This window comes from Streptomyces fuscichromogenes (genome assembly GCF_014645815.1).
Taxonomy (GTDB): Bacteria; Actinomycetota; Actinomycetes; order Streptomycetales; family Streptomycetaceae; genus Streptomyces; species Streptomyces fuscichromogenes.
Genome location: NZ_BMML01000001.1, coordinates 754,540 through 775,928 on the forward strand (window position 1 = coordinate 754,540; position 21,389 = coordinate 775,928).

23 protein-coding genes are annotated in these 21,389 nt (G+C 73.0%); 15 read left to right on the top strand and 8 right to left on the bottom strand.

Features of this window, described 5'->3' with window-relative positions; genetic code table 11:
* The first annotated feature begins 29 nt into the window (after nt 1-29).
* Together IEZ11_RS03400 and IEZ11_RS03405 are read left to right on the top strand one after the other, a co-directional pair.
* A complete protein-coding gene (locus IEZ11_RS03400; RefSeq protein WP_189261008.1) occupies nt 30-1,157 on the top strand; it encodes an alpha/beta hydrolase in 1,128 nt (375 codons plus the stop codon).
* A 328-nt stretch (nt 1,158-1,485) separates the two neighbouring features.
* Nucleotides 1,486-2,874, top strand: a complete 1,389-nt coding sequence (locus tag IEZ11_RS03405) for a hypothetical protein (protein WP_229712779.1) — start codon at nt 1,486-1,488, stop codon at nt 2,872-2,874.
* Between the two features lie 21 nt (nt 2,875-2,895).
* Here the strand turns inward: IEZ11_RS03405 and IEZ11_RS03410 are convergent, their stop codons facing one another.
* Both IEZ11_RS03410 and ypfJ read right to left on the bottom strand, forming a co-directional pair.
* Nucleotides 2,896-3,309: a VOC family protein gene (locus IEZ11_RS03410; protein ID WP_189261010.1), complete on the bottom strand. Its 414-nt coding sequence runs from the start codon at nt 3,307-3,309 to the stop codon at nt 2,896-2,898.
* A gap of 116 nt (nt 3,310-3,425) precedes the next feature.
* Nucleotides 3,426-4,316, bottom strand: a complete 891-nt coding sequence (gene ypfJ / locus IEZ11_RS03415; RefSeq protein WP_189261011.1) for a KPN_02809 family neutral zinc metallopeptidase — start codon at nt 4,314-4,316, stop codon at nt 3,426-3,428.
* Nucleotides 4,317-4,522: 206 nt separating this feature from the next.
* Between ypfJ and IEZ11_RS50535 the strand changes: the two genes are divergently transcribed.
* The 4 genes from IEZ11_RS50535 to IEZ11_RS03435 all read left to right on the top strand — a co-directional run bounded on the left by IEZ11_RS50535 (nt 4,523) and on the right by IEZ11_RS03435 (nt 8,908).
* Nucleotides 4,523-5,731: a hypothetical protein gene (locus tag IEZ11_RS50535; RefSeq protein WP_229712780.1), complete on the top strand. Its 1,209-nt coding sequence runs from the start codon at nt 4,523-4,525 to the stop codon at nt 5,729-5,731.
* Nucleotides 5,732-5,823: 92 nt separating this feature from the next.
* Nucleotides 5,824-7,422, top strand: coding sequence for an ABC-F family ATP-binding cassette domain-containing protein (locus tag IEZ11_RS03425; RefSeq protein WP_189261012.1), 1,599 nt, complete (start codon nt 5,824-5,826; stop codon nt 7,420-7,422).
* Nucleotides 7,423-7,757: 335 nt separating this feature from the next.
* Nucleotides 7,758-7,976: a helix-turn-helix domain-containing protein gene (locus IEZ11_RS03430; protein ID WP_189261013.1), complete on the top strand. Its 219-nt coding sequence runs from the start codon at nt 7,758-7,760 to the stop codon at nt 7,974-7,976.
* Nucleotides 7,977-8,104: 128 nt separating this feature from the next.
* Complete coding sequence (locus tag IEZ11_RS03435) at nt 8,105-8,908, top strand: enoyl-CoA hydratase/isomerase family protein (protein ID WP_189261014.1); 804 nt, start codon at nt 8,105-8,107, stop codon at nt 8,906-8,908.
* A 71-nt stretch (nt 8,909-8,979) separates the two neighbouring features.
* Here the strand turns inward: IEZ11_RS03435 and IEZ11_RS03440 are convergent, their stop codons facing one another.
* The gene (locus IEZ11_RS03440) at nt 8,980-9,675 is read right to left on the bottom strand and encodes a nucleopolyhedrovirus P10 family protein (protein ID WP_189261015.1); all 696 of its coding nucleotides are present in this window, start codon (nt 9,673-9,675) and stop codon (nt 8,980-8,982) included.
* An 87-nt stretch (nt 9,676-9,762) separates the two neighbouring features.
* On the opposite strand from IEZ11_RS03440, the gene IEZ11_RS03445 reads away from it, so the two are divergent.
* Genes IEZ11_RS03445 through amaP form a run of 5 tightly spaced genes read left to right on the top strand, consistent with a single transcriptional unit; the run spans nt 9,763 to nt 11,988 of the window.
* Entirely contained in the window at nt 9,763-10,227 is a 465-nt protein-coding gene (locus tag IEZ11_RS03445; protein ID WP_189261016.1) for an Asp23/Gls24 family envelope stress response protein, read from the top strand.
* Between the two features lie 19 nt (nt 10,228-10,246).
* Complete coding sequence (locus tag IEZ11_RS03450) at nt 10,247-10,441, top strand: hypothetical protein (RefSeq protein WP_189261017.1); 195 nt, start codon at nt 10,247-10,249, stop codon at nt 10,439-10,441.
* A complete protein-coding gene (locus IEZ11_RS03455) occupies nt 10,438-10,797 on the top strand; it encodes an Asp23/Gls24 family envelope stress response protein (protein ID WP_189261018.1) in 360 nt (119 codons plus the stop codon). Before IEZ11_RS03450 ends, IEZ11_RS03455 begins: the two co-directional genes overlap by 4 nt.
* Entirely contained in the window at nt 10,797-11,405 is a 609-nt protein-coding gene (locus IEZ11_RS03460; RefSeq protein ID WP_189261019.1) for a DUF6286 domain-containing protein, read from the top strand. The genes IEZ11_RS03455 and IEZ11_RS03460 overlap by 1 nt, the downstream gene beginning before the upstream one ends.
* Nucleotides 11,406-11,409: 4 nt before the next feature.
* A complete protein-coding gene (amaP, locus tag IEZ11_RS03465) occupies nt 11,410-11,988 on the top strand; it encodes an alkaline shock response membrane anchor protein AmaP (protein ID WP_189261020.1) in 579 nt (192 codons plus the stop codon).
* Between the two features lie 110 nt (nt 11,989-12,098).
* Here amaP and IEZ11_RS03470 read toward each other — a convergent pair whose 3' ends face one another.
* From IEZ11_RS03470 to IEZ11_RS03490, 5 genes are all read right to left on the bottom strand, one after another.
* The gene (locus tag IEZ11_RS03470; protein ID WP_189261021.1) at nt 12,099-12,854 is read right to left on the bottom strand and encodes an SDR family oxidoreductase; all 756 of its coding nucleotides are present in this window, start codon (nt 12,852-12,854) and stop codon (nt 12,099-12,101) included.
* A 5-nt stretch (nt 12,855-12,859) separates the two neighbouring features.
* Nucleotides 12,860-14,644: a glycoside hydrolase family 15 protein gene (locus IEZ11_RS03475; RefSeq protein WP_189261022.1), complete on the bottom strand. Its 1,785-nt coding sequence runs from the start codon at nt 14,642-14,644 to the stop codon at nt 12,860-12,862.
* Nucleotides 14,645-14,714: 70 nt separating this feature from the next.
* Nucleotides 14,715-15,512, bottom strand: a complete 798-nt coding sequence (locus tag IEZ11_RS03480; RefSeq protein WP_189261023.1) for an SURF1 family cytochrome oxidase biogenesis protein — start codon at nt 15,510-15,512, stop codon at nt 14,715-14,717.
* A gap of 49 nt (nt 15,513-15,561) precedes the next feature.
* On the bottom strand, nt 15,562-15,795 hold the full coding sequence (locus IEZ11_RS03485) for a metallothionein (RefSeq protein WP_046727968.1): 234 nt from the start codon (nt 15,793-15,795) through the stop codon (nt 15,562-15,564).
* A 155-nt stretch (nt 15,796-15,950) separates the two neighbouring features.
* Nucleotides 15,951-16,940 (bottom strand): DEDDh family exonuclease, encoded by a 990-nt coding sequence (locus tag IEZ11_RS03490; protein WP_189261024.1) that lies wholly within the window; start codon nt 16,938-16,940, stop codon nt 15,951-15,953.
* 202 nt (nt 16,941-17,142) lie between these two features.
* Between IEZ11_RS03490 and IEZ11_RS03495 the strand changes: the two genes are divergently transcribed.
* Genes IEZ11_RS03495 through IEZ11_RS03510 form a run of 4 tightly spaced genes read left to right on the top strand, consistent with a single transcriptional unit; the run spans nt 17,143 to nt 21,365 of the window.
* Nucleotides 17,143-17,946 (top strand): acetoacetate decarboxylase family protein, encoded by an 804-nt coding sequence (locus tag IEZ11_RS03495; RefSeq protein WP_189261025.1) that lies wholly within the window; start codon nt 17,143-17,145, stop codon nt 17,944-17,946.
* Nucleotides 17,946-18,830, top strand: a complete 885-nt coding sequence (locus IEZ11_RS03500; RefSeq protein WP_189261026.1) for an SDR family NAD(P)-dependent oxidoreductase — start codon at nt 17,946-17,948, stop codon at nt 18,828-18,830. The genes IEZ11_RS03495 and IEZ11_RS03500 overlap by 1 nt, the downstream gene beginning before the upstream one ends.
* Before the next feature lie 25 nt (nt 18,831-18,855).
* Nucleotides 18,856-20,142, top strand: a complete 1,287-nt coding sequence (locus IEZ11_RS03505) for an amidohydrolase family protein (RefSeq protein ID WP_189261027.1) — start codon at nt 18,856-18,858, stop codon at nt 20,140-20,142.
* Complete coding sequence (locus tag IEZ11_RS03510) at nt 20,139-21,365, top strand: amidohydrolase family protein (protein WP_189261028.1); 1,227 nt, start codon at nt 20,139-20,141, stop codon at nt 21,363-21,365. The genes IEZ11_RS03505 and IEZ11_RS03510 overlap by 4 nt, the downstream gene beginning before the upstream one ends.
* The last annotated feature ends 24 nt before the right edge of the window (nt 21,366-21,389 follow it).

The window sequence follows — 21,389 nt, forward strand, 5'->3', positions numbered from 1 at the left end:
CCGCCGATGTCCGCCCCGACACTGGACAGGTGCGCCCAGTCAAAGTCACGGCCGCCGCCGTCGGTGCCGTACTCGCCGCCGGTGCGGCCGGTGTGGTCGCGGGACGGTTCGCCAGTGACGCCGCGCTGAAGGCACCGCCCGGCCGGCCGCTGCCCACCGAACCCCGGCTCACCGTGCACAGCACCGCGGCCGGCCGCATCACCCTCACCCGGGACCTCGCCTCGCTGCGCCCCGGCACCTACGGCCTGGCCGGCGACGGATCGCACGCGGTCGTCGGCGCCGTCCTGGAATCCGCCGCGGACACCGCCGACACTGTCGTACGGCGGCTGGAGCGCGTGACCCACGGCACCTTCGAGACCGGCGACCGGGCCTGGCTCACCGCCAACGTCCACATCGGCAACCCGGGCACCGCCCTGGGCCTGGAGTACGCCGACATCGACCTGCCCGGCGAACTCGGCCCGCTGCCCGCCTGGTTCGTGCCCGGCCACCGCGACACCTGGGTGATCGCGGTGCACGGCCTCGGCACCACCCGCGAGCACCCCATGAACGTCATGGCGTTCCTGCACGCCCGGCGCCTGCCGGTGCTCGCCCTCGCCTACCGCGGCGACCTCGGCGCGCCACGCCCCCCGGACGGCCTGAACCACCTCGGCGAGAGCGAGTGGCGCGACCTGGACGCGGCGATCCGCTACGCGGTCCGCTACGGCGCCCGCCGGGTGGTCCTGTACGGCTGGTCCACCGGCGCCACCATGGCGCTGCGCGCCGCCGCCCACTCGGCCCTGCGCGAGCGGGTCTGCGGCCTGGTCCTGGACTCCCCGGTGCTCAGCTGGGAGGCCACCCTGCGCGCCCTCGCCCAGGCCCGGCACGTCCCCGAGCACCTGCTGCCGCTCGCGGTGCGTGCCGCCCAGGGCCGCGTCGGCCTGCACGCCGACCATGGCGCCGACCCCGTCGACCCGGAACACCTCACCGTGCCCACCCTGATCGCGCACGGCCCGGACGACACCGTGGCCCCCTGGGTGTACTCCCGCCGGTTCGCCGGGCGCCGCCCCGACCTGGTCGCCCTGCACACCGTCCCGGACGCCCCGCACGGCGCGATGTGGAACGCCGACCCGCAGGAGTACGAGGAACGGCTGCGCCGGTTCCTCACGCCCCTGATGTGATGCGCGCCGGCGCGTGCGCCCCCGATGTGATTCTTCCCGCACCCTCCGGGCCTTCCCGTCCACCTCCCCGACTCCTCCGTGCTCCGAGCCGGAGACCCCGATCCCGGCCGGTTCCGGAGGTTCCGTTTAAGGCCGTACCACTGGCCTGAACATGTCTCCCCGCCTCTCCTCGCGCCCCGTGCGTTGGCCAGCCCCGTCGCCCGCCGTGACATTCCGTTTGGGTTTTCGGACCGTCAACCGGAAGACTGCACCCGTGACGTCCCGTATCCCGCGCGACTCAAGGCTTCGACTCGTCCGAACGCGACCCCTGGCCGCCGCCCCCCGAGCGATGAACCAGCGGCCCGCGCGCCGCCCCGCACCCCGCCCGCCGGAGGGCACCCCGGCCCCCGCCGAGCTGGCCAGAATGGCACGCTCCGGCCTGGCCGGCGCGGCCCGCGTCGCCCACTGGGCCGACGCCGCCCTCGGGCCCGGCAGCGACGGCGCGACCGCCGACGGCAAGGCCACGCTCTCCGACGCGTCCGCCGAACGCGCGTCCGGCGACCTGGGCCTGACCGCCGCTCAGGTCCGCGCCGACTGGGACACCGCCCGCCTCGCCGGCCTGGTCGAGGTGCACGGCGACAGCGCACGCCCCGGCTGGCGCCTGCGCGCCTGGGACCGCGACGACAGCGCCGTGCTGCGCGGCTGGGTCGCCCTCTTCGACGCCTGGTCGCTCGCGCATCCGGAGTCCGCGGAGTTCGAGCCCGCCGCCGTCGCCGAGGTCGTCTCGGCCATGCCCCAGGTGCTCTCCTTCCTCCAGCTGTCCGCCGGTCCCGTCCCGGTCGAGCAGCTCCTGGACCTGCTGGCGCAGCGGGTCACCGAACTGCGCACCGAGCGCTGCGAGGTCCCCTACGACACGGAGACCGGGACCGGGACCGCCCGGCCGCTCGCCGCCGTGCGCTCCGCCGACGCCGACCCGGCGGAGCACGCCCCGTCCGAGGACCCGGCCCCCGCCGACGAGGCCGAACTCGCCCCCCTCCTCGACTGGGCCCTGTACGCCCTCGCCTCGGTCGGCGCGCTGACCTACGGCGACGGCCAGGCCACCCTCACCCCGCTGGGCAGCTGGGCGGTCTGGGTCAAGCTGGAGCAGATCTGCGTCGCCGCGCAGAGCCCCGCCGGCAACATCGAGGTCGCCGCCGAGGAGATGCTGCGCGGCTGCGCCCAGCTGCGCCCCAACGCGGCCCGCGCCGAGTACCGCGCCTGGCTCGCCGCCCGCCCGGTCGGCGGCGCCGTCACCGAACTCGTGGACGCCGCCCGCGGCGAGGACGCCCTGCTGCGCGGCCTCGCCTTCGAGGCGCTGCGCGTCGTCGGCGCCCCCGCCGAACCCGACGTCCGCGCGGTCGCCGACGAGCCGACCCTGCGGCCCTACGCCCTGCTCTGGCTGGCCGAGCACGACGGGGTCGACCCCGAGGACGCCCACGAGGTGCTCACCCGGGAAGAGGCGACCTGGCTCTGGGTCGACACGGCCGCCGCGGTCGCCGACCACGGCGAGGCGCCGCTGCTCGTCCGCCACCTGGAGTCAGCGCTCCAGCCGACCGTCCCCGCGCTGCTCGACGAGGTGCGCGCGGTCGGTCACCCGCGCACCGTGCAGGTCCTGGTCGCGCTCGCCGCCGCCCACCCCGACCCCGCGCTGGCCAAGGCCGTCCGCCGGGCCGCCTTCCAGGTGCACACCGGCGGCTAGCGGCTCAGCCCCCTTGGCGGCTCAGACCCCTATCTCCGGGGCGTACGTGCCGAAGCTCCAGATGTTGCCCTCGACGTCCCGGGCCATGTAGTCCCGCGAACCGTAGTCCTGGTCGGTCGGGGGCATCAGGATCTCGGCGCCGTGGTCCACGGCGCGCTGATGGTGTGCGTCGACGTCGTCCACGACGAGGTACACGCCGGTCGGGCCCGCGCCGTCCATCGCCGCGTCGAACCGGCCGCCGCGGCCCTTGGAGCCGAGCATGATCGCGCCGTTGCCCTGCACCAGCTCGGCGTGCAGCACCATGCCGTCCTCGCCCTCGTACACCGACAGCTCGGTGAAGCCGAAGGCCTCAGTCAGCTGCTTGATCGCCGCCTTCGCGTCGGTGTACAGCAGCGACGGATAGATGCTCGGCCGCCCACCACTCGTGCCCGCCATCCCGATCACTCCCTCGTGTACCGGTCCCCCGAAAGCCGTCGTTCCGGCCTGGTCCCCAGTCTTGCACCCGGCACTGACAACGTCCCCGGTCCGTAACGTCGTTGCAGGTCAGCGGCTCACCGGAAGGTGTTGCAGCGGGCCATGTCCCCGCTCCGGTAGCCCTGGTAGAACCACTGCTGCCGCTGCCGCGCCGACCCGTGCGTCCAGGTCTCCGGCGTCACCCGCCCCTGGAACCTCTCCTGGATCCGGTCGTCGCCCACGGCGGCCGCCGCGTCCAGCCCGTCCTGGATGTCCGCGGCCGTCAGGCTGGTGATCAGCGGCCGGCCGGTCGACTCGTCCTTCGTCGTGGTGGCGTGGTGCGCCCACACCCCGGCGTAGCAGTCGGCCTGCAGCTCCACCCGTACCGCATTGCTGTTCACACCGGTCAGGTTGTCCCGCGACCTGCTCAACGTGCCCATCAGGTCCTGCACATGGTGCCCGTACTCGTGTGCCACGACGTACGCCTGGGCGAACGGCCCGCCGCTCGCCCCGAACTTGGACCGCAGCTCGTCGAAGAAGCCGAGGTCCAGATAGACCTTCCGGTCGCCCGGACAGTAGAACGGCCCCACCGCCGAGGTGGCCGTCCCGCACGCGGTGCCGACCCGCCCGCTGAAGAAGACCGTGGGGGCGGCCGTGTAGGTGCCCCGGCGGCGCTGGAACTCCTGCGTCCAGAAGTCCTGCACGCTGTTGACCACCGCCACGATCCGGCAGTCCTCCTTGCTGTTGGCGTCCAGCCCGGTACGGCAGTTCTGCTGCACCTGCGCCAGCGAGGAGGAGGCGGGCGCGGGCGAGCTGTCCCCGGAGGAGAGGCCCAGCTGGTCCGGGCCGACACCGAGGAACAGGCCGAGGAGGAGCGCGATCAGGCCGACCAGGCCACCGCCCACGGTCGCCTTCCCGCCCGGGATCCGGCTGCCTCGCACATCCTGCACCTCGGAGGTGTCCAGGTTCGCGTCGTCGTCGAACTGCATGGGGCACCGCCTTCTGCTCGCACCGTCCCCTGCAACCACCTTGCGCCATCGGCGCCGCCACTTCGCGCCGATGCCCGGAGCGACGCCCGAACGGGCGACGTCCCGCCCCGCCCCCGCGTCACGCCCACGGGCCCGCCGCGGGCGTGGCTACGCTCTGCGCCTGACTTCATGGCACAGGGCGCCCGCGGGCGCCGAAGGGGGGAAGGGTGGCCGTCCTGCACCAGGGGAGCACCGATCCCCCCGCCACCGAATCCCACCCCGAACCCTCCCCGCCGCCCCAGGCGAACCAGCCCCCACCCGCCGGCCGACACCACCCTCCGACCCCCCACCCGAACCACTCCCCGCCTGCCGTCCCCCACCAGTCCCCGACGGCACACCCGCAACAGCCTCCGGCGGCACACCCGCCGCACTGTCCGCCCGGCCGCCCGGAGCAGTCCTCGACGGCGCACCCGCAGCAGTCCCTGGCGGCGCACCCGCAGCAGTCCCCGACGGCACCCCCGCCGCACTGTCCGCCCGGCTCCCCGGAGCAGTCCCCGTCGGCCCGTCCGCAGCAGCCTCGGAGTGCCCGCCCGGAGCAGTCCTCGGCGGTCTGTCTGCCGCACTCTCTGTCCGGCCGCCCGGAGCAGACCCCGTCGGCCCGTCCGCAGCAGCCTCTGGTCGGCCGCCCGCAGTCGGCCGCGGCCGGTCGGCCGCGGCCCGCTCCGGTCCGTCGGTCGTCGGCGGTTCTCTCCCGCCTCTCCGGCGCCTTCCTCAAGAGGCTTCTCGGTGCCGCTCTCGGTGTTCTCCTCGCGGGCGCGTTCCTCGTCGTCGGGTACCAGGTCCGGCCCGCCCCCTACGGCGATCACCTCACCCCCGGTCCGCCCGCGCACACCGCACGCGCGCGTGGCGATGTCGTCGAGGCCTACGACGGGCGGGTCCTGCGGTGGCGGTACGCGCGTGCGGGCCGCCGTCCGGTCGGCGTGCTGCCCGCGCGCGGGGAGGCGATCGCCCTCTGGGACGACGGACTCGTCACCGACACGGACGGCCGCTCCGTACGCTGGCACCGTGCCCTGCCCGCGGCCACCGCATGGCTGCGGGCCCGGGGCGGCGCCGGCGTCCTGCGCCCCCTGGGCCACGGCATCCTCGCGGTCGTCACTCCGGCCCGCATCGCCGCGTACCGCACCGCCGACGGCGACCTGCGCTGGGTGCTGCCCGCCCGGCAGGGCTGCGCGTTCCGCCCCGAGCGTGCCGTACGTCACGGTGCCGTCCTGCTCGTCGCCCAGCCCTGCGTCCACGGCGCCTGGACCGCGCAGCTGGTCGCCGTGGACGACCTGGGCGGAGTCGCTCCGCACCGCACGCCGCTGGGCAACGACAGGCCCCGCGCGGGCCGCCCCGAACACCCGCGCACCGAAAAAGCGCTTGCGTCGCCCCGTTAGACTTGGCCCATGGCCATTCTCCTCGCGCATTAGACGGCGGGAACGTCCTCAGTCGCCCACCCGTCACTATCCGTACGCTCTGGAGTCTGTCCGTGATCTCCGCCTCCGGTATCGAGCTGCGCGCCGGTGCCCGCATCCTCATCGAGAACGCCACCTTCCGTGTCGCCAAGGGTGACCGCATCGGCCTGGTCGGCCGCAACGGCGCCGGCAAGACCACCCTCACCAAGGTCCTGGCCGGTGACGGCATCCCCGCCGCGGGCACCGTCACCCGCTCCGGCGAGGTCGGCTACCTCCCGCAGGACCCCCGCACCGGCGACCTCGACGTCCTCGCCCGTGACCGTGTCCTGTCCGCGCGAGGCCTGGACGTACTGATCCGCAAGATGCGCGAGAACGAGCAGCGCATCGCCAACGGCCAGGGCGCCACCCGCGAGAAGGCGCTCAAGCAGTACGAGCGCCAGGAGACCGAGTTCCTCACCAAGGGCGGGTACTCCGCCGAGGCCGAGGCCGCCACCATCGCCGCCGCGCTCAACCTGCCCGACCGGGTGCTCGGCCAGCCCCTGCACACGCTCTCCGGCGGTCAGCGCCGCCGTATCGAGCTGGCCCGCATCCTCTTCTCCGACGCGGACACGCTCCTGCTCGACGAGCCGACCAACCACCTCGACGCGGACTCGATCGTCTGGCTGCGGGACTACCTGAAGACCTACCGCGGCGGCTTCATCGTGATCTCCCACGACGTCGACCTGGTCGAGACGGTCGTCAACAAGGTCTTCTACCTGGACGCGAACCGCTCCCAGATCGACGTCTACAACATGGGCTGGAAGCTCTACCAGCAGCAGCGCGAGGCCGACGAGAAGCGCCGCAAGCGGGAGCGGGCCAACGCCGAGAAGAAGGCCGCGGCACTGCACTCGCAGGCCGACAAGATGCGGGCCAAGGCCACCAAGACGGTCGCCGCGCAGAACATGGCCCGCCGCGCCGACAAGCTGCTGGCCGGCCTGGACGCCGTCCGCGTCTCCGACAAGGTCGCCAAGCTCCGTTTCCCGGACCCCGCGCCCTGCGGCAAGACCCCGCTGACCGCCGAGGGCCTGTCGAAGTCGTACGGCTCGCTGGAGATCTTCACCGACGTCGACCTGGCCATCGACAAGGGGTCGAGGGTCGTCATCCTCGGGCTCAACGGTGCCGGCAAGACCACCCTGCTGCGGCTGCTCGGCGGGGTCGAGCGGCCCGACACCGGCGAGGTGATCGAGGGCCACGGCCTCAAGCTCGGCTACTACGCCCAGGAGCACGAGACCCTGGACCCGGAGCGCACGGTCCTGGAGAACATGCGCTCGTCGGCGCCCGACATGGACCTCGTCGAGGTCCGCAAGGTGCTGGGCTCGTTCCTGTTCTCCGGCGACGACGTGGACAAGCCGGCCGGGGTCCTCTCCGGCGGTGAGAAGACCCGCCTCGCCCTCGCCACCCTGGTCGTCTCCGCCGCGAACGTCCTGCTCCTGGACGAACCGACCAACAACCTCGACCCCGCCAGCCGTGAGGAGATCCTCGGCGCCCTGCGCACCTACAAGGGCGCGGTCGTCCTCGTCACCCACGACGAGGGTGCCGTGGAGGCGCTCCAGCCCGAGCGGATCATCCTGCTGCCCGACGGCGTCGAGGACCTGTGGGGTGCCGACTACGCGGATCTGGTCGCCCTCGCTTGATCGAATGCCTGATCCACTGGCTATGGATCATTCGGCCTATCGGTGATCCATCATCTGTGTGAGATCTCCTCGTATCGAGGTGTGTCCTACATCGAATTTCCGGCCGATCCCTTTGTCGACAAGGGATCGGCCGCTTTCCGCTCCTGACCTGCTATTTCGCGGGAGAACCCGTTCGGAATCATGGACGGCTCTCGGCGGAATGACAGATTCCGCATGTGGGGACGCGCTCCTGTCGTCACAACGATGTCTCACGGACCTTGCCGAATGGGTGGCCATCACGCCCCGGAGGGGTGATCATGAGGGGACCAGAGCGCACTTCCCATGAGGAGGCACGGGTGGCCGAGACTCTGAAGAAGGGCAGCCGGGTAACCGGCGCCGCGCGCGACAAGCTCGCGGCAGACCTGAAGAAGAAGTACGACTCCGGTGCGAGCATTCGGGCACTGGCCGAGGAAACCGGCCGCTCGTATGGCTTCGTCCACCGGATGCTCAGCGAGTCGGGTGTCACGCTGCGTGGGCGTGGCGGGGCGACGCGGGGCAAGAAAGCCTCGTCCTGACCCCGGGCGGCCCATCGGCTTCGATGGTGGCCACCCGGTCGGTCGACTGATCGACCGGGTGGTTACTGTGCAGTCACTTAGCATGCCGTACGGCAATGCGTGATGACCGCACACATCGGAGGCGCCCCATGGCTTCGCCCGACCAGGACCTCGCTCCTGTTCTCGACAAGGACGGCGTACGGCTCACCGTCGACGACGCGCTCGCCACGGTGACGCTGACCAATCCGGCCAAGCGCAACGCCCAGAGCCCCGCACTGTGGCGGGCGTTGGCCGAGGCCGGGCGGTCGCTGCCGGGGTCGGTCCGGGTCGTCGTGCTGCGCGGTGAGGGCCAGTCCTTCTCCGCGGGTCTCGACCGGCAGATGTTCACGCCGGAAGGGATCCCGGGCGAGCCGACCTTCATCGAGCTCGCGCGTCGCGACGACGCCGAGCTCGACGCGAGCATCGCCGAGTACCAGGAGGCGTTCACCTGGTGGCGGCGCAACGACGTCGTGTCGATCGCCGCCGTGCAGGGACACGCCATCGGGGCCGGCTTCCAGCTGGCCCTCGCGTGTGACCTGCGCGTCGTCGCGGACGACGTGCAGTTCGCCATGCGCGAGACGAGCCTGGGCCTGGTGCCGGACCTGACCGGCACGCACCCGCTCGTCTCCCTGGTGGGCTACGCCCGCGCGCTGGAGATCTGCGCGACCGGACGCTCCGTCCAGGCCGAGGAGGCGGTCGCGTCCGGGCTGGCGAGCGTCGCCGTGCCGGTGGGCGAACTCGACGCGGCGGTACGGGACCTGGCCGGCGCGCTGCTGGCCGCGCCGCGTGATGCGGTGGTGGAGACGAAGGCCTTGCTGCGTGGTGCGGGTGGTCGTACGTATGACGAGCAGCGGGCTGCTGAGCGGCAGGCGCAGGCTCGGCGGCTGCGTGACCTGGCGGGGGTGGGCGAGTAGCGACCCCGCAAGGGGCGCGGGGAACTGCGCGACCAGCCCCCACCGGCCCGCATGTCTGGCACAACCGGCAGTCAACCGACAGCTGTCACCACCAGCGTCACCGTCGGCTGATCGTCCACCACCTCGCCGACCGCCGTACGGACCCGCCGGGCCACCTCCACGGCCCGCGGGCCGTCCGTCACCGCCACCTCCACCCGCACATGCCGGCGCGGCAGCGCGGTCTCGAAGTGCACCTCGCGGCTCAGTGCCCCCGTCACCCGCGCCACCCCCGGCACCGCCAGCGCCGCCGCCGTCACCCGGGCCCCCTCGGGATCCGTCCCCTCCCGGACCGACGGCGGCCGGGGCGCCCGTACGGCCGCTGCCGCCCCCGGCTCCTCCGTCAGCAGGTCGGTCACCCGCAGGTCCACCTCGGTGACCGCCAGTCCGAGCCCCGCCGTGGCTGCCGCCAGTGCCCGGCGCAGCCGGGACGCCGTCGTCGGCAGGGGCTCGGCGGCCGTCGCCGCGAAGTCCGCGGACAGCCGCAGCGGCCCCGGCGGTACCGCGCCGGGCGGTGCCGGTACGACCGCCTCCGCCACGTCCGTTGGATCGGCCAGGGCGATCCGTACCGCCCCCAGCCGTACCCCTGCTACCCCGGCCGCCGCCCGCCGCAGGACGGCGTCCGCCGCCGCCTCCGTGAGCCATGCCCCGTCCTGCGCCCCGCCCAGCGGCAGGAGCCTCCCGGAGCCCAGCAGGTGCCGTACCGTGTCTGTCCGTCGGTCCGCCGTCATTGCTCCAGCCTGCCGCATCTTCGGGGCACGACAGGACATCCGCACGTACCGTGGTCGCAGGACGACCACGGGAAGGGACGCACGGCGATGACCGAGATGGCGGCGGAGCCCGAGAAGGACCCGACGGCGCAGACCCGGAAGACCGTCAGACGCGGCGGCGGCGACCCGTCGACCCGGGGGCGGACGACGATCGCCGACGGCGTCGTGGAGAAGATCGCCGGACTGGCGGCCCGGGACGTGGTCGGCGTGCACGCCATGGGCAGCGGCCTCGCCCGTACCTTCGGCGTGGTCCGCGACCGGGTGCCCGGCGGCTCCAAGTCCGTGACCCGGGGTGTGAAGGCCGAGGTCGGCGAGGTGCAGACCGCGCTCGACCTGGAGATCGTCGTGGACTACGGCGTGTCGATCGCCGACGTGGCCCGCGCGGTCCGGGAGAACGTGATCGCGGCCGTCGAGCGCATGACCGGGCTCGAAGTGGTCGAGGTCAACATCGCGGTGAGTGATGTGAAGCTTCCGGAGGAAGAGGAAGAGGAGCCGGAGTCCCGGCTCCAGTGACCGCTGAGGGGAGCGCACCATGAGCATGGCCGTCGTCGGCATGATCGCCGGCATGGCGCTGGGCTTCGCCGGGTACTTCGGCGGGTTCGGTGCCTTTCTGCTGGTGGCGGCGCTCGGAGCCGTCGGGTTCGTCGTGGGCCGGTTCGCGGAGGGGGACCTCGAACTCGGCGACTTCTTCCGCAACCGCGACGACCGGCGTGACCGCCGCCGATGAGCTCCGCGAGCGGTGGGACACGCGGCACCCCGACGGCGGTGGCGCCGGGCGAGCGCGGCGCCGTCCGGATCGCCGACCGGGTCGTGGCGAAGATCGCCGCACAGGCCGCCCGCGAGGCGCTCGGCCCCCTCCCGAAGGACGCCGTGCCGCCGCACGCCACCGTGGTCACGCACCATGACACGGCCCGCGTCCGGGTCCACCTCGAACTGGACTACCCGTCCGACATCGGCGCCCGGTGCGCGGCCGTGCGTCGACATGTGGTCGAGCGGGTAGGCGCGTTGGTGGACATGGAGGTACCGGAGGTCGCCGTCCACGTCGAACGGCTGCATCCGGTCCAGACCCAGGGGAGGGCGTGATGAGCACCGAACAGACGCCGGTCGTCGAGACGCCGCCACCACCGGCGGCCGCGCCCCCGGCCGGCCACGAGCCCCGCTTCTGGTCCCCGCGCCGCGCCCCCGCGGCCCTGGTCGCGGTGTGCGTCCTGGTGACCGCGGGCGCCTTCCTCTACGACATCGCGGCCGTACGGGCCCACCACCCCGCCATGCGCTGGCGCCGCGCCCTGGCCCGCCGGCTCGCGGAGCAGCCCCTCGACGACACCTGGGTCCTGGTCGGCGCGGGCATCGTCGCCGCCCTCGGCCTGTGGCTGCTGATCCTGGCCGCCACCCCGGGCCTGCGGAGCCTGCTGCCCATGCGCCGCACCCGGCCCGACGTCCGCGCCGGACTGCGCCGTGACGCGGCCGCCCTGCTGCTGCGCGACCGGGCCATGGAGATCTCGGGCGTGCGCCGGGTACGGGTACGGCTGCGCCGCTCCCGCGCCCACGTCCTCGCCGTCTCCCACTTCCGCGAACTCGACGAGGTGCGGGGCGACCTGGAGGCGGCCCTGACCGACGCGATCCGCGCCATGGGGCTGTCCCGCCCGCCCGTCCTGACCCTGCACGTGATCCGCCCCGGCCGAAGGGGGTGACGCCGTGCTCGGCACGGTCAACCGCGTACTGATCGCCCTCGCGGGCCTGCTGCTCCTCGCCCTCGGCGGCTCGGTCCTGGCCGTCGGCCTCGGCGCGCCGTCCCCGTCCTGGTGGATCCACCAGGGCCGGCACGACGTCCTGCTCAGCACGGCCGAGCGCACCCACTGGCGTGCCGCGCACTGGTGGTGGCCGTCGGTCCTGGCCGCACTGGCCGTCCTGGTCCTGCTCGCCCTCTGGTGGCTGACCGCGCAGGTGCGCCGACGCCGCCTGACCGAGGTCCTGGTGGACACCGGAGACGGCGAGGGCGCCCTGCTGCGCGGCAGGGCCCTGGAGACGGTCCTGGCCACGGACGCCGCCCACCAGTACGGCGTGGCCCACGCCCAGGCGGTCCTGAAGGGCACCCGCACGGCTCCGCAGGTACGGGTGTGGCTCCAACTGGAGCCGGACGTGGCCCCGGAGGACGCTCTGAACGACCTGACGGCTCAGGCCCTGGCACATGCCCGGGACTCGGCGGCCTTGGCGAAGCTCCCCGCGGAGGTCCGGCTGACGTCGGTGAAACACCGCGCGGAGAGGGTCACTTGAAATCGCCGTCCAGGAAGGCTCCCCGTGCGGGGCGCGGGGCTGTGTCGATGTGCGGCTGCGGCAGCGTGGGCGCGACCAGCCCCCATGCACCCGCACTGACGACTCGACCGTCAGAAGCCGTGCCGAGCCCCGCCGTCCACCGGCACCATGATCCCCGTCAGATAGGACGCGGCCGGCGACATCAGGAACGCCGCCACCCGCCCGAACTCCTCCGGCGCCCCGTACCGCCGCAACGGAATCCGGAACTCGTGCCCGGCGCGCGTCGCCTCCGGGTCCGCCGACATGGTGTCCAGCTCCCGCACCCGGTCGGTGTCGATCCGGGACGGCAGCAACCCCACCACCCGGATCCCGCGCGGACCGAGTTCGTCCGCCAGCGACTTGGCGAACCCGGCAAGACCCGGCCGCAGCCCGTTGGAGATCGTCAGCCCCGGGATCGGCTCGTACACCGACGCGGACAGCACGAACCCGATGACCCCGCCGTCCCCCAACTCGGCCGCGGCCGCGCGGGCGAGCCGTACGGCGCCCAGGAACACCGACTCGAACGCGCCCTGCCACTGCTCGTCCGTGTTGTCGGCGACGAACCCGGCCGGCGGCCCGCCCACGCTCACGAGGATGCCGTCGAACCCGCCGAAACGCTCCCGCGCGACCGCGATCAGCCGCTCCGGCGCCGCCGGATCCGCGTTGTCGACGCCCACGCCCACGGCGTCCGGTCCCAGCTCGGCCGCCACGCCGGCGGCCCGCTCCTCGTCCCGTCCGGTCACCACGACCTTCGCCCCGTCGGCGACCAGCTCGCGCGCGGCCGCGTGGCCCAGCCCGCGGGTGGCTCCGGTGACGACGTACACCCGGTCCTTCAGTCCAAGATCCATGGCCCCTATCCTGCCTTCTCGCCGTCGAAGAGCGTGAGGGCGGTGTTCACCAGTCCGATGTGACTGAACGCCTGCGGGAAGTTGCCCAGCTGACGGCCGGTCTCCGGGTCGTACTCCTCGGACAGCAGCCCCACGTCGTTGACCAGGCCCACCAGCCGTTCGAACAGTTCCTTCGCCTCGTCGGTGCGGCCCGTCATGTGCAGCGCGTCGGCGAGCCAGAACGAGCAGGCCAGGAAGGCGCCCTCGCCGCCCGGCATCCCGTCGACGCCGATCGCGTCGGTGTCGTAGCGGCGCAGGAACCCGCTCCGGCCCAGGTCGTCGCGGATCGCGTCGACCGTGCCGATCACCCGCGGGTCGTCCGGCGGCAGGAAGCCGACGCGCGGGATCAGCAGCAGGGAGGCGTCGAGTTCGCGGGAGCCGTAGTACTGCGTGAAGGTGTTGCGCTTCGGGTCGAACCCCCTCTCGCACACCTCCCGGTGCACCTCGTCGCGCAGTGCGCGCCAGCCCTGCAGATCGCCCTTGAGCTCCGCGTAGTCCTCCATGGTCCGCACCGCGCGGTCCGCGGCCACCCACACCAGCACCTTGGAGTGCACGAAGTGGCGGCGGCCGCCGCGTACCTCCCACAGGCCCTCGTCCGGCTGCCGCCAGGCCTTCTCCAGGAACTTCATCAGCGCGCACTGGATGGCCCACATGTGCGGCTTGGTGGGCAGGCCGGCGGTGCGGGCCAGCGACAGCGAGTCCATGACCTCGCCGTACACGTCCAGCTGGAGCTGGTCGACGGCGCCGTTGCCGACGCGTACCGGGCTGGAGCCCGCGAAGCCGGGCAGCCAGGGCAGTTCGAACTCGGGCAGCCGGCGCTCGCCCGCGAGGCCGTACATGATCTGCAGGTCGGCGGGGTCGCCGGCGACCGCGCGGACCAGCCAGTCACGCCAGTGCTCGGCTTCCTTGTGGTAGCCGGCGGCGAGCAGCGCGCCGAGGGTGAGGGTGGAGTCGCGCAGCCAGCAGAAGCGGTAGTCCCAGTTGCGCACCCCGCCCAGCTCCTCGGGCAGTGAGCTGGTGGCCGCGGCGACGATGCCGCCGGTCGGCGCGTAGCTGAGCGCCTTGAGGGTGATCAGGGAGCGCACGACCGTCTCCCGGTGCGGGCCGGCGTAGGTGCAGCGGGCGGTCCAGCGCCGCCAGTCGGTGACGCTCGCGCGCAGCGCCTCGTACGGGTCCACCAGAGCCGGGCGCGGCTCGTGCGAGGGGTGCCAGGTGAGCACGAACGCGACCCGCTCGCCCTCGGCGACGGTGAACTCCGAATGCGTGCCGAAGTCCTCGCCCCAGGTGCGTACGGACGGATCGCTGCGCAGCCACACCGAGTCGGGCCCGGCGACGGCGACCCGGTGCCCGCCGGAGCGGCGCATCCACGGGATGACCGAGCCGTAGTCGAAGCGCAGGCGGAGCGTGCTGTGCACGGTGACACGGCCGCTGACGCCCTCGACGATGCGTACGACGTCGGGCGCGCGGTCGCGCTGGGGCATCAGGTCGGTGACACGGACCGTGCCCTGGTCGGTCTCCCACTCGGTGTCCAGGACCAGGGTGTCCGGCCGGTAGCCGCGCCGGGTGCAGGTCGTGGCGCCCTGCGGGGCGATCCGCCAGTGGCCGTGGTCCTCGTCGCCCAGGAGCCGGGCGAAGCAGGCCGCCGAGTCGAAGCGGGGCAGGCACAGCCAGTCGATGGAGCCGTCCCGGCCGACCAGGGCCGCGGTCTGCTCGTCGCCGATGAGCGCGTAGTCCTCGATGCGTCGGTCCACGGGAGCCGGTTTCCCTCCCGGCCGGAGGGCCAATCAGGGGGTGGGCCGGGGGAGTGACGCGGCACCGCTCTCAGACGGCGGCCGGTTCCGCCTCCGCGGCCGTCTCCTGCTCCGCCGCCGCCTCCGCACGCGCGCGTGCCTCACGGCGGACCAGTACGAAGAAGCCGTAGGGGACGCCCGCGGCGAACAGCCACCACTGGATCATGTACGCGTAGTTCAGCGGGGCGTCCTCCTTGCCCGGATCGGAGATCTGTTCCGGGGTGTCGCCCTTGGGCTCCGGCGCCGTCTGCTCGATGTAGCCGCCGAGCACCTGCTTGCCGAGCCGGCGTGCCTGCTCCTCGCTGTTGATCAGCATGACCTGCCGGTCGGGCAGGCCCTTGAGATCCTTGATGCCGCTCGCCGCGGTGGTCTCGTCGGGCATCAGCCGGCCCTGGACGGTGACCTTGCCGGCCGGCGGCGCGGGGATCTTCGGGAACGCGGTCTGGCTCGGGCCGTCCGACGGGATCCAGCCCCGGTTGACCAGCAGCACCTTGCCGTCGGTCAGCACGAAGGGGGTCAGCACGTGGTAGCCGACCTCGTCGTCGGAGTTGGTACGACGGCGGACGACGACCTCGTCGGCGGTGTCGAAGGTCCCGGTCGCGGAGACGGTGTGGTACCGCTCCTTGCGGGTCACGGCGTGCCCCGGCACGGTCACCTGCTCGACCGGCACCGGCTTGGCGCCGAGCGCCTGGGCGACCAGCTCGTTGCGGGCGCTGCGCTCCTCGTAACGGTGCTTCTGCCAGATCCCCAGGCGGATCATCGTGGGGATGAGAAGCAGCGAGATGAGGGCGAGGATCACCCACTGCCGGGTGAACAGGAAGCGGTACACCCCACGACCGTACAACTCGGTCGTGGGGCGCGAACGGGCGGGTACCGGGTCACACGCGGTCGACGATGCCCGCCTTCCCGGCCTCGCGGGCACAGTGGGCACCGCAGAACCACTGGTTCTCGGCCTCGACGCCCTGGCCGATGATCGAGACCTTGCAGTGCTCGCAGACGGGGGCCATCCGGTGGATCGCGCAGGAGAAGCAGTCGAAGACATGGACCGCGCCCTGCGCGTGCACCTCGAAGGTCATTCCGTAGTCATTGCCGCAGACTTCGCATTTCGCCATGCGCCACAGGGTGTGCTGTCGGCCGCGCGGGGGCGAGCGGGCGCCGGGCGAGTCGTACGCCAATCACCCGTCCGTACGGCCCGCGCGGACGGGCGACCGACCGCGCGGACGGACGTACGGCCCGCGTGGACGGGTGCACGGCCCGCCGGGTGCGCTCACGTCCCGGTGGCCGGCGCCACGTCTCGCAGCAGCTGCCCGAAGGCCGCCTCGTCGACGACCGGTGTCCCGAACTGACGGGCCTTGAGGACCTTCGACGTGCCCGAGTCGGGGTCGTTGGTGACGAGCAGACTGGTGAGCCGCGAGATGCTCGTGGAGACGTGCAGACCGGCCTCGGCGGCCCGGTCCTCCAGCAGCTCGCGGTCGATCGAGGTGTCCCCGGAGAACGCCACCCGCATGCCCTGCCGCAGCGGCTTGCCGTCCTCGTACCGTCCCGGGTTCGGGTGCGGGCACGCCGGCCGCTTGCGGGACGGCCGCCAGCTGCTGGGCCGGTAGCCGCCTTGGCCGCCGCTCGCCTGGGGCCCGATCCGGGGCGTGTCCGACCACTCCGTCAGCGGCCGGCACTCCAGCAGCGGCAGCCGGACGTTGCCCGCCGCCGCGGCCCGCAGACTGGGCCGGAACGCCTCCGCGAGCACCCGCGCGTCGTCCAGCGCGTGGTGGGCCCGCCGCTGTACGACACCGAAGTGCGCCGCCAGGGTCTCCAGTTTGTGGTTGGACAGCGGCAGGCCCAGCTCCTTGGAGAGCGCGATGGTGCACAGCCGCTGCCGCACCGGCGCCTCGGCCTTCGCGCGCGCGTACTCCCGCGCGATCATCTGCCAGTCGAAGACCGCGTTGTGCGCGACCAGCACCCGGCCGTCCAGCCGGGCCGAGAACTCCTCGGCGATGTCGGTGAAGAGCGGCGCGCCTTCGAGCGTCTCGCTGGTCAGACCGTGGATCCACACCGGACCCGGATCGCGCTCGGGGTTGACCAGGGTGTACCAGTGGTCCTCGACCTCGCCGCGCTCGTCCAGCCGGTAGACGGCCGCGCTGATTATCCGGTCGTCCCGGGCCAGACCGGTGGTCTCCACGTCCACGACGGCGTACCCCTTGGGATACGCGGCCGGCCACGGGGTGCCGGGGGACACTGCGGTCGTACGGTCTTCGAGCATGGTCATTGAGGATACGGGCCCGTACCGACAGCCCTGTCCGTCAGGTCGCCTGCCGCAGCCGTCCGTTCGAATGTCCTGATTCCTCGTCCGCCGCGAGCACCCGGCTGATTGCCCTTCGCGCGGCTATGGACCTTTTCGCCGCCCGGTGCAAGCGTGCACCCCGCCCGGCGCGCAGACGGTCGACGGAAGGGCGGTACGGCGGATGGCACGCGTACGGTACGGCGCTCGGACCGAGGCGGAGATCGCGGCCGCCCGCACCGCGAAGCTCCCGGACGTCTGGTCCACCGGGGTGGTGGCCGTCTGGGAGACCGACCCGGACGCGGTCGCGGCCGTCCTGCCGCCACCGCTCAAGCCCACCGGCCGGCCCCTGGCCCGCGTCAACATCAGCAAGGTCGAACTGCCCGGATACCCGCTCGGCGCGGGCTCGTTCGCGGTCGCCGCCGCACACGGCACGGTCGAGGGCTGGTACCCGCTGGTCATGCCGATGACCCACGAGCGCGCCCTCACCGGCGGCCGCGAGGTCTTCGGCGAGCCCAAGAAACTCGGCGAGGTGACCGTCGAACGCGACGGCGACCTGGTCCGTGCGGTCCTCGCCCGGCACGGCGTCGCCTTCGTGGAGGTGCGCGGCACGGTCGACGGTCCGCTGCCGCTGCCCGAGCCCGCCCCGAAGACCGACTTCTACTTCAAGTTCCTTCCGGCGGTGGACGGTTCGGGCTTCGACGGCGACCCGCTGCTGGTGCACTGCGTACGCGAGGAGAAGGTCCGCCGGCTGGAGCGCGTCACCGGTGAGGTGATCCTCCGAGAGTCGGCGTACGACCCGGTGGCCGACCTCCCGGTGCTGCGCCTGCTGGACCTCACCCTCGGCGAGAAGACCAGCGACCAGCGTGGCCGGGTCGCCGAACGGGTCGACGCCCAGGCCCTGTTGCCGTACGTCCACCAGCGCTACGACGACCCGCGCCAGATCCACGACGCGCCGCCGCAGGACAGCGAAGGGAGCGGGGCCTGATGGAACTGCGCGAAGGGCAGGTCGCCGTCGTCACGGGCGCGGCGAGCGGGATCGGGCTCGCGATGGCCCGGCGGTTCGCCGACGAGGGGCTCAAGGTGGTCCTCGCCGACGTCGAGGCCGCCGCCCTGGAGAAGGCCGCCGACGGCCTGCGCGCGGAGGGCGCCGACGTGCACGCGCGCGTGGTCGACGTCGGCGTCCGCGAACAGGTCCTGGAACTCGCCGAGTCGGCCTACGACACCTACGGCGCGGTGCACGTCCTGTGCAACAACGCGGGGGTCGGCTCGGGCGCCGAGGGCCGGATGTGGGAGCACGAACCCAACGACTGGAAGTGGGCGTTCGAGGTCAACGTGTGGGGCGTGTTCCACGGCGTCCAGGCTTTCGTGCCGAGGATGATCAAGTCGGGTCAACCCGGTCATGTGGTCAACACGTCCTCCGGTGACGGCGGTATCGCGCCGCTGCCCACGGCTTCCGTGTACGCGGTCACGAAAGCGGCCGTCGTCACGCTCACCGAGTCCCTGTACGCCCATCTGCGGGCCGAGCACGCGCGCGTGGGTGCCTCGGTGCTCTTCCCGGGGCCGCACATGCTGCGCACCGGCCTGTGGGAGTCGCACCGCAACCGCCCGGACCGCTACGCCAAGGAACGGCCGCGCAGGACCCCGTACCGCAGCCTCGGCCAGTGGGAGACGGCGATGCGCGAGGCGGGCGAGGAGGTCCGCTTCACGCCCGTCGAGGAGGTCGCGGAGTTCGTCGTGGCGGGCATCCGCGCGGACCGCTTCTGGCTGCTGCCGCCGAGCGAGCACAGCGACGCCCAGATCCGGGCGCGGTCACGGTCGATGCTGGACCGCGCGAACCCGTCGTACCTCGAAAGCTTCATCCTGGACTGAGCACCTGGACCGACAGGGGGCTGTCGTGACGTCGTCCGACGATCCGTATCTGATCATCTCCTCCGACTGCCACGCCGGGCTGCCCACCGAGGAGTACCGGCCCTATCTGGACGCCCGGTTCCACCGGGACTTCGACGAGTTCCTCGCCGGGCGCGACCGCCGCCGGGAGGAGATGACCCGGCTCGGCATCCGCAACGAGGCGTTCGCGGCCAAGTGGTTCCAGGACAACGAGGAGGGGCTGCGCGGCGGCTGGGACAGCGCGCAGCGCCTGAAGGAGCTGGACGGCGACGGGGTGGCCGCCGAGGTGGTCTTCCCGGACGCCGACGCGGTCGACAGCCGGACCGCGGCGCCGTTCGGGGTCGGCCTCGGCCTGTCCGGGGACCACGACCCCGAGCTCGGCATGGCAGGGGCGCGGGCCCACAACCGCTGGCTGGCCGACTTCGTCTCCGAGCACCCCGAACGGCACTGCGGGGTGGCCCTGCTGCCGGTCACGGCCCCGGCGGACCGGGTCGTGGCCGAGGTGCACCGCGCGAAGGAGTCCGGTCTCGGCGCCCTGATGATCCCCTCCATGTGGGTCGACAAGGAGCCCTACCACGACCGCCGTTACGACCCCGTCTGGGCGGCCGCCGCCGAGTGCGGGATGCCGGTCCTCACCCACTCCGGCGCGGCCCCGCGCGACGAGTACGGCGACCATCTCGGCATCTACGTCAGCGAGGTGACGTGGTGGCCGGCCCGCCCGCTGTGGTTCCTGCTCTGGTCCGGCGTCTTCGAACGCCACCCCGGACTGCGCTTCGGCGTCGCCGAGTCGGGCTGCTGGTGGCTGCCGAACCTGCTGTGGTTCATGGACCGCCTCTACCTCGGCGCGCACGGCGGCAAGAAACTCTCCCCCTTCGCGGAGATGAAACGCCCGCCGCACGAGTACCTGGACCGCCAAGTGTTCGTCTGCGCCACCAACACCAAGCGCCGGGAACTCGCCCAGCGCTACGAGATCGGCGTCGACAACATCCTCTGGGGCAGCGACTTCCCGCACCCCGAGGGCACCTGGCCCGACACGCGCGCGTGGCTGCGCCGCACCTTCCACGACATCCCGGTGACCGAGACCCGCCGGATGCTGGGCCTGGCGGCGGCCGAGGCCTTCGGCTTCGACGTGGCCCGCCTGACCCCGCTGGCCCGGCGCATCGGCCCCACCCCGTCCGACCTCGGCCAGCCGGCCGACCAGGCGGCGGTGGAGGCCTCCTGGGCCCGCTCGCGCGAGGTGGGCCGGCACTGGCTGACCGACAACGACTTCCCGGCTCTGGGGGTGACGTCGTGAACGACGACCGCTACACGGTGATCTCGGCCGACTGCCACGCGGGGGCGGACCTCCTCGACTACCGCCCCTACCTGGAGAAGCGATACCTCGACGACTTCGACATGTGGGCGGCCACCTACGTCAACCCGTACGAGGACCTGCTCGCCGACTCGGCGGACCGGAACTGGAACTCCGCGCGGCGGCTCGCGGAGCTGGAGGAGGACGGCATCGTCGCGGAGGTGATCTTCCCGAACACCATCCCGCCGTTCTTCCCGTCCGGCTCGCTCATGGCCCCCGCGCCGACGCCGGGGGAGTTCGAGCGGCGCTGGGCTGGCCTGCGTGCCCACAACCGCTGGCTGGCCGACTTCTGCGCCGCCGCACCGGGCCGCCGGGCGGGCGTCTTCCAGATCCTCCTCAACGATGTCGAGCAGGCCGTGCAGGAGATCCGCTGGGCGGCCGGGGCGGGCCTGAAGGGCGGCCTGATGCTCCCCGGCACCCCACCCGGCTCGGGCCTGCCGGAACTGCACGCGCGCGTGTACGACCCGATCTGGGCCGTCTGCGCGGAACTCGGCGTCCTCGTCAACCACCACGCGGGCTCGGCCTCCCCGCCGCTCGGCGACGAACCGGCCGCCCGCGCGGTCTTCATGGTCGAGACGACCTGGTTCTCGCACCGCGCGCTGTGGCACCTGGTCTTCGGCGGCGCCTTCCGCCGCCACCCGGACCTCAGACTGGTCCTGACCGAACAGGGCTCCGGCTGGATCCCCGGGGTCCTGGCCATGCTGGACTACTACCACGGCCGCCTGCTGGCCGCGGCGAAGGCGACGACGGCCGAGGCGAAGTTCGGCGTGGGACTGGCGGAGTCGATGGGGGAGTCCCCGTCGGCGGTCTGGCGCGAGAACTGCTTCGTCGGCGCCAGCTTCATGCGCCCCCACGAAGTCCCGCTGCGCGACCGCATCGGCCTGGACAAGATCATGTGGGGCAGCGACTACCCGCACGACGAGGGGACGTACCCGTACACGCGGGAGGGCCTGCGCTTCGCCTTCGCCGGCGTCCCGCGGGGCGAGCTCGCGGCGATGCTCGGCGGCAACGCGGCCCGCGTGTACGGCTTCGACCTGGACCTCCTGGACCCGATCGCGGCGAAGGTGGGACCGACGGTGGCGGAGATCGCCGAGCCGCTGCCGGAGCCGCCCGCGGACGCGACGAGCCCGGTGTTCGCGCGGGGGGCGTCGGTACGGGTCTGGTGACGTCGGTACGGCGCCCACGGGCCC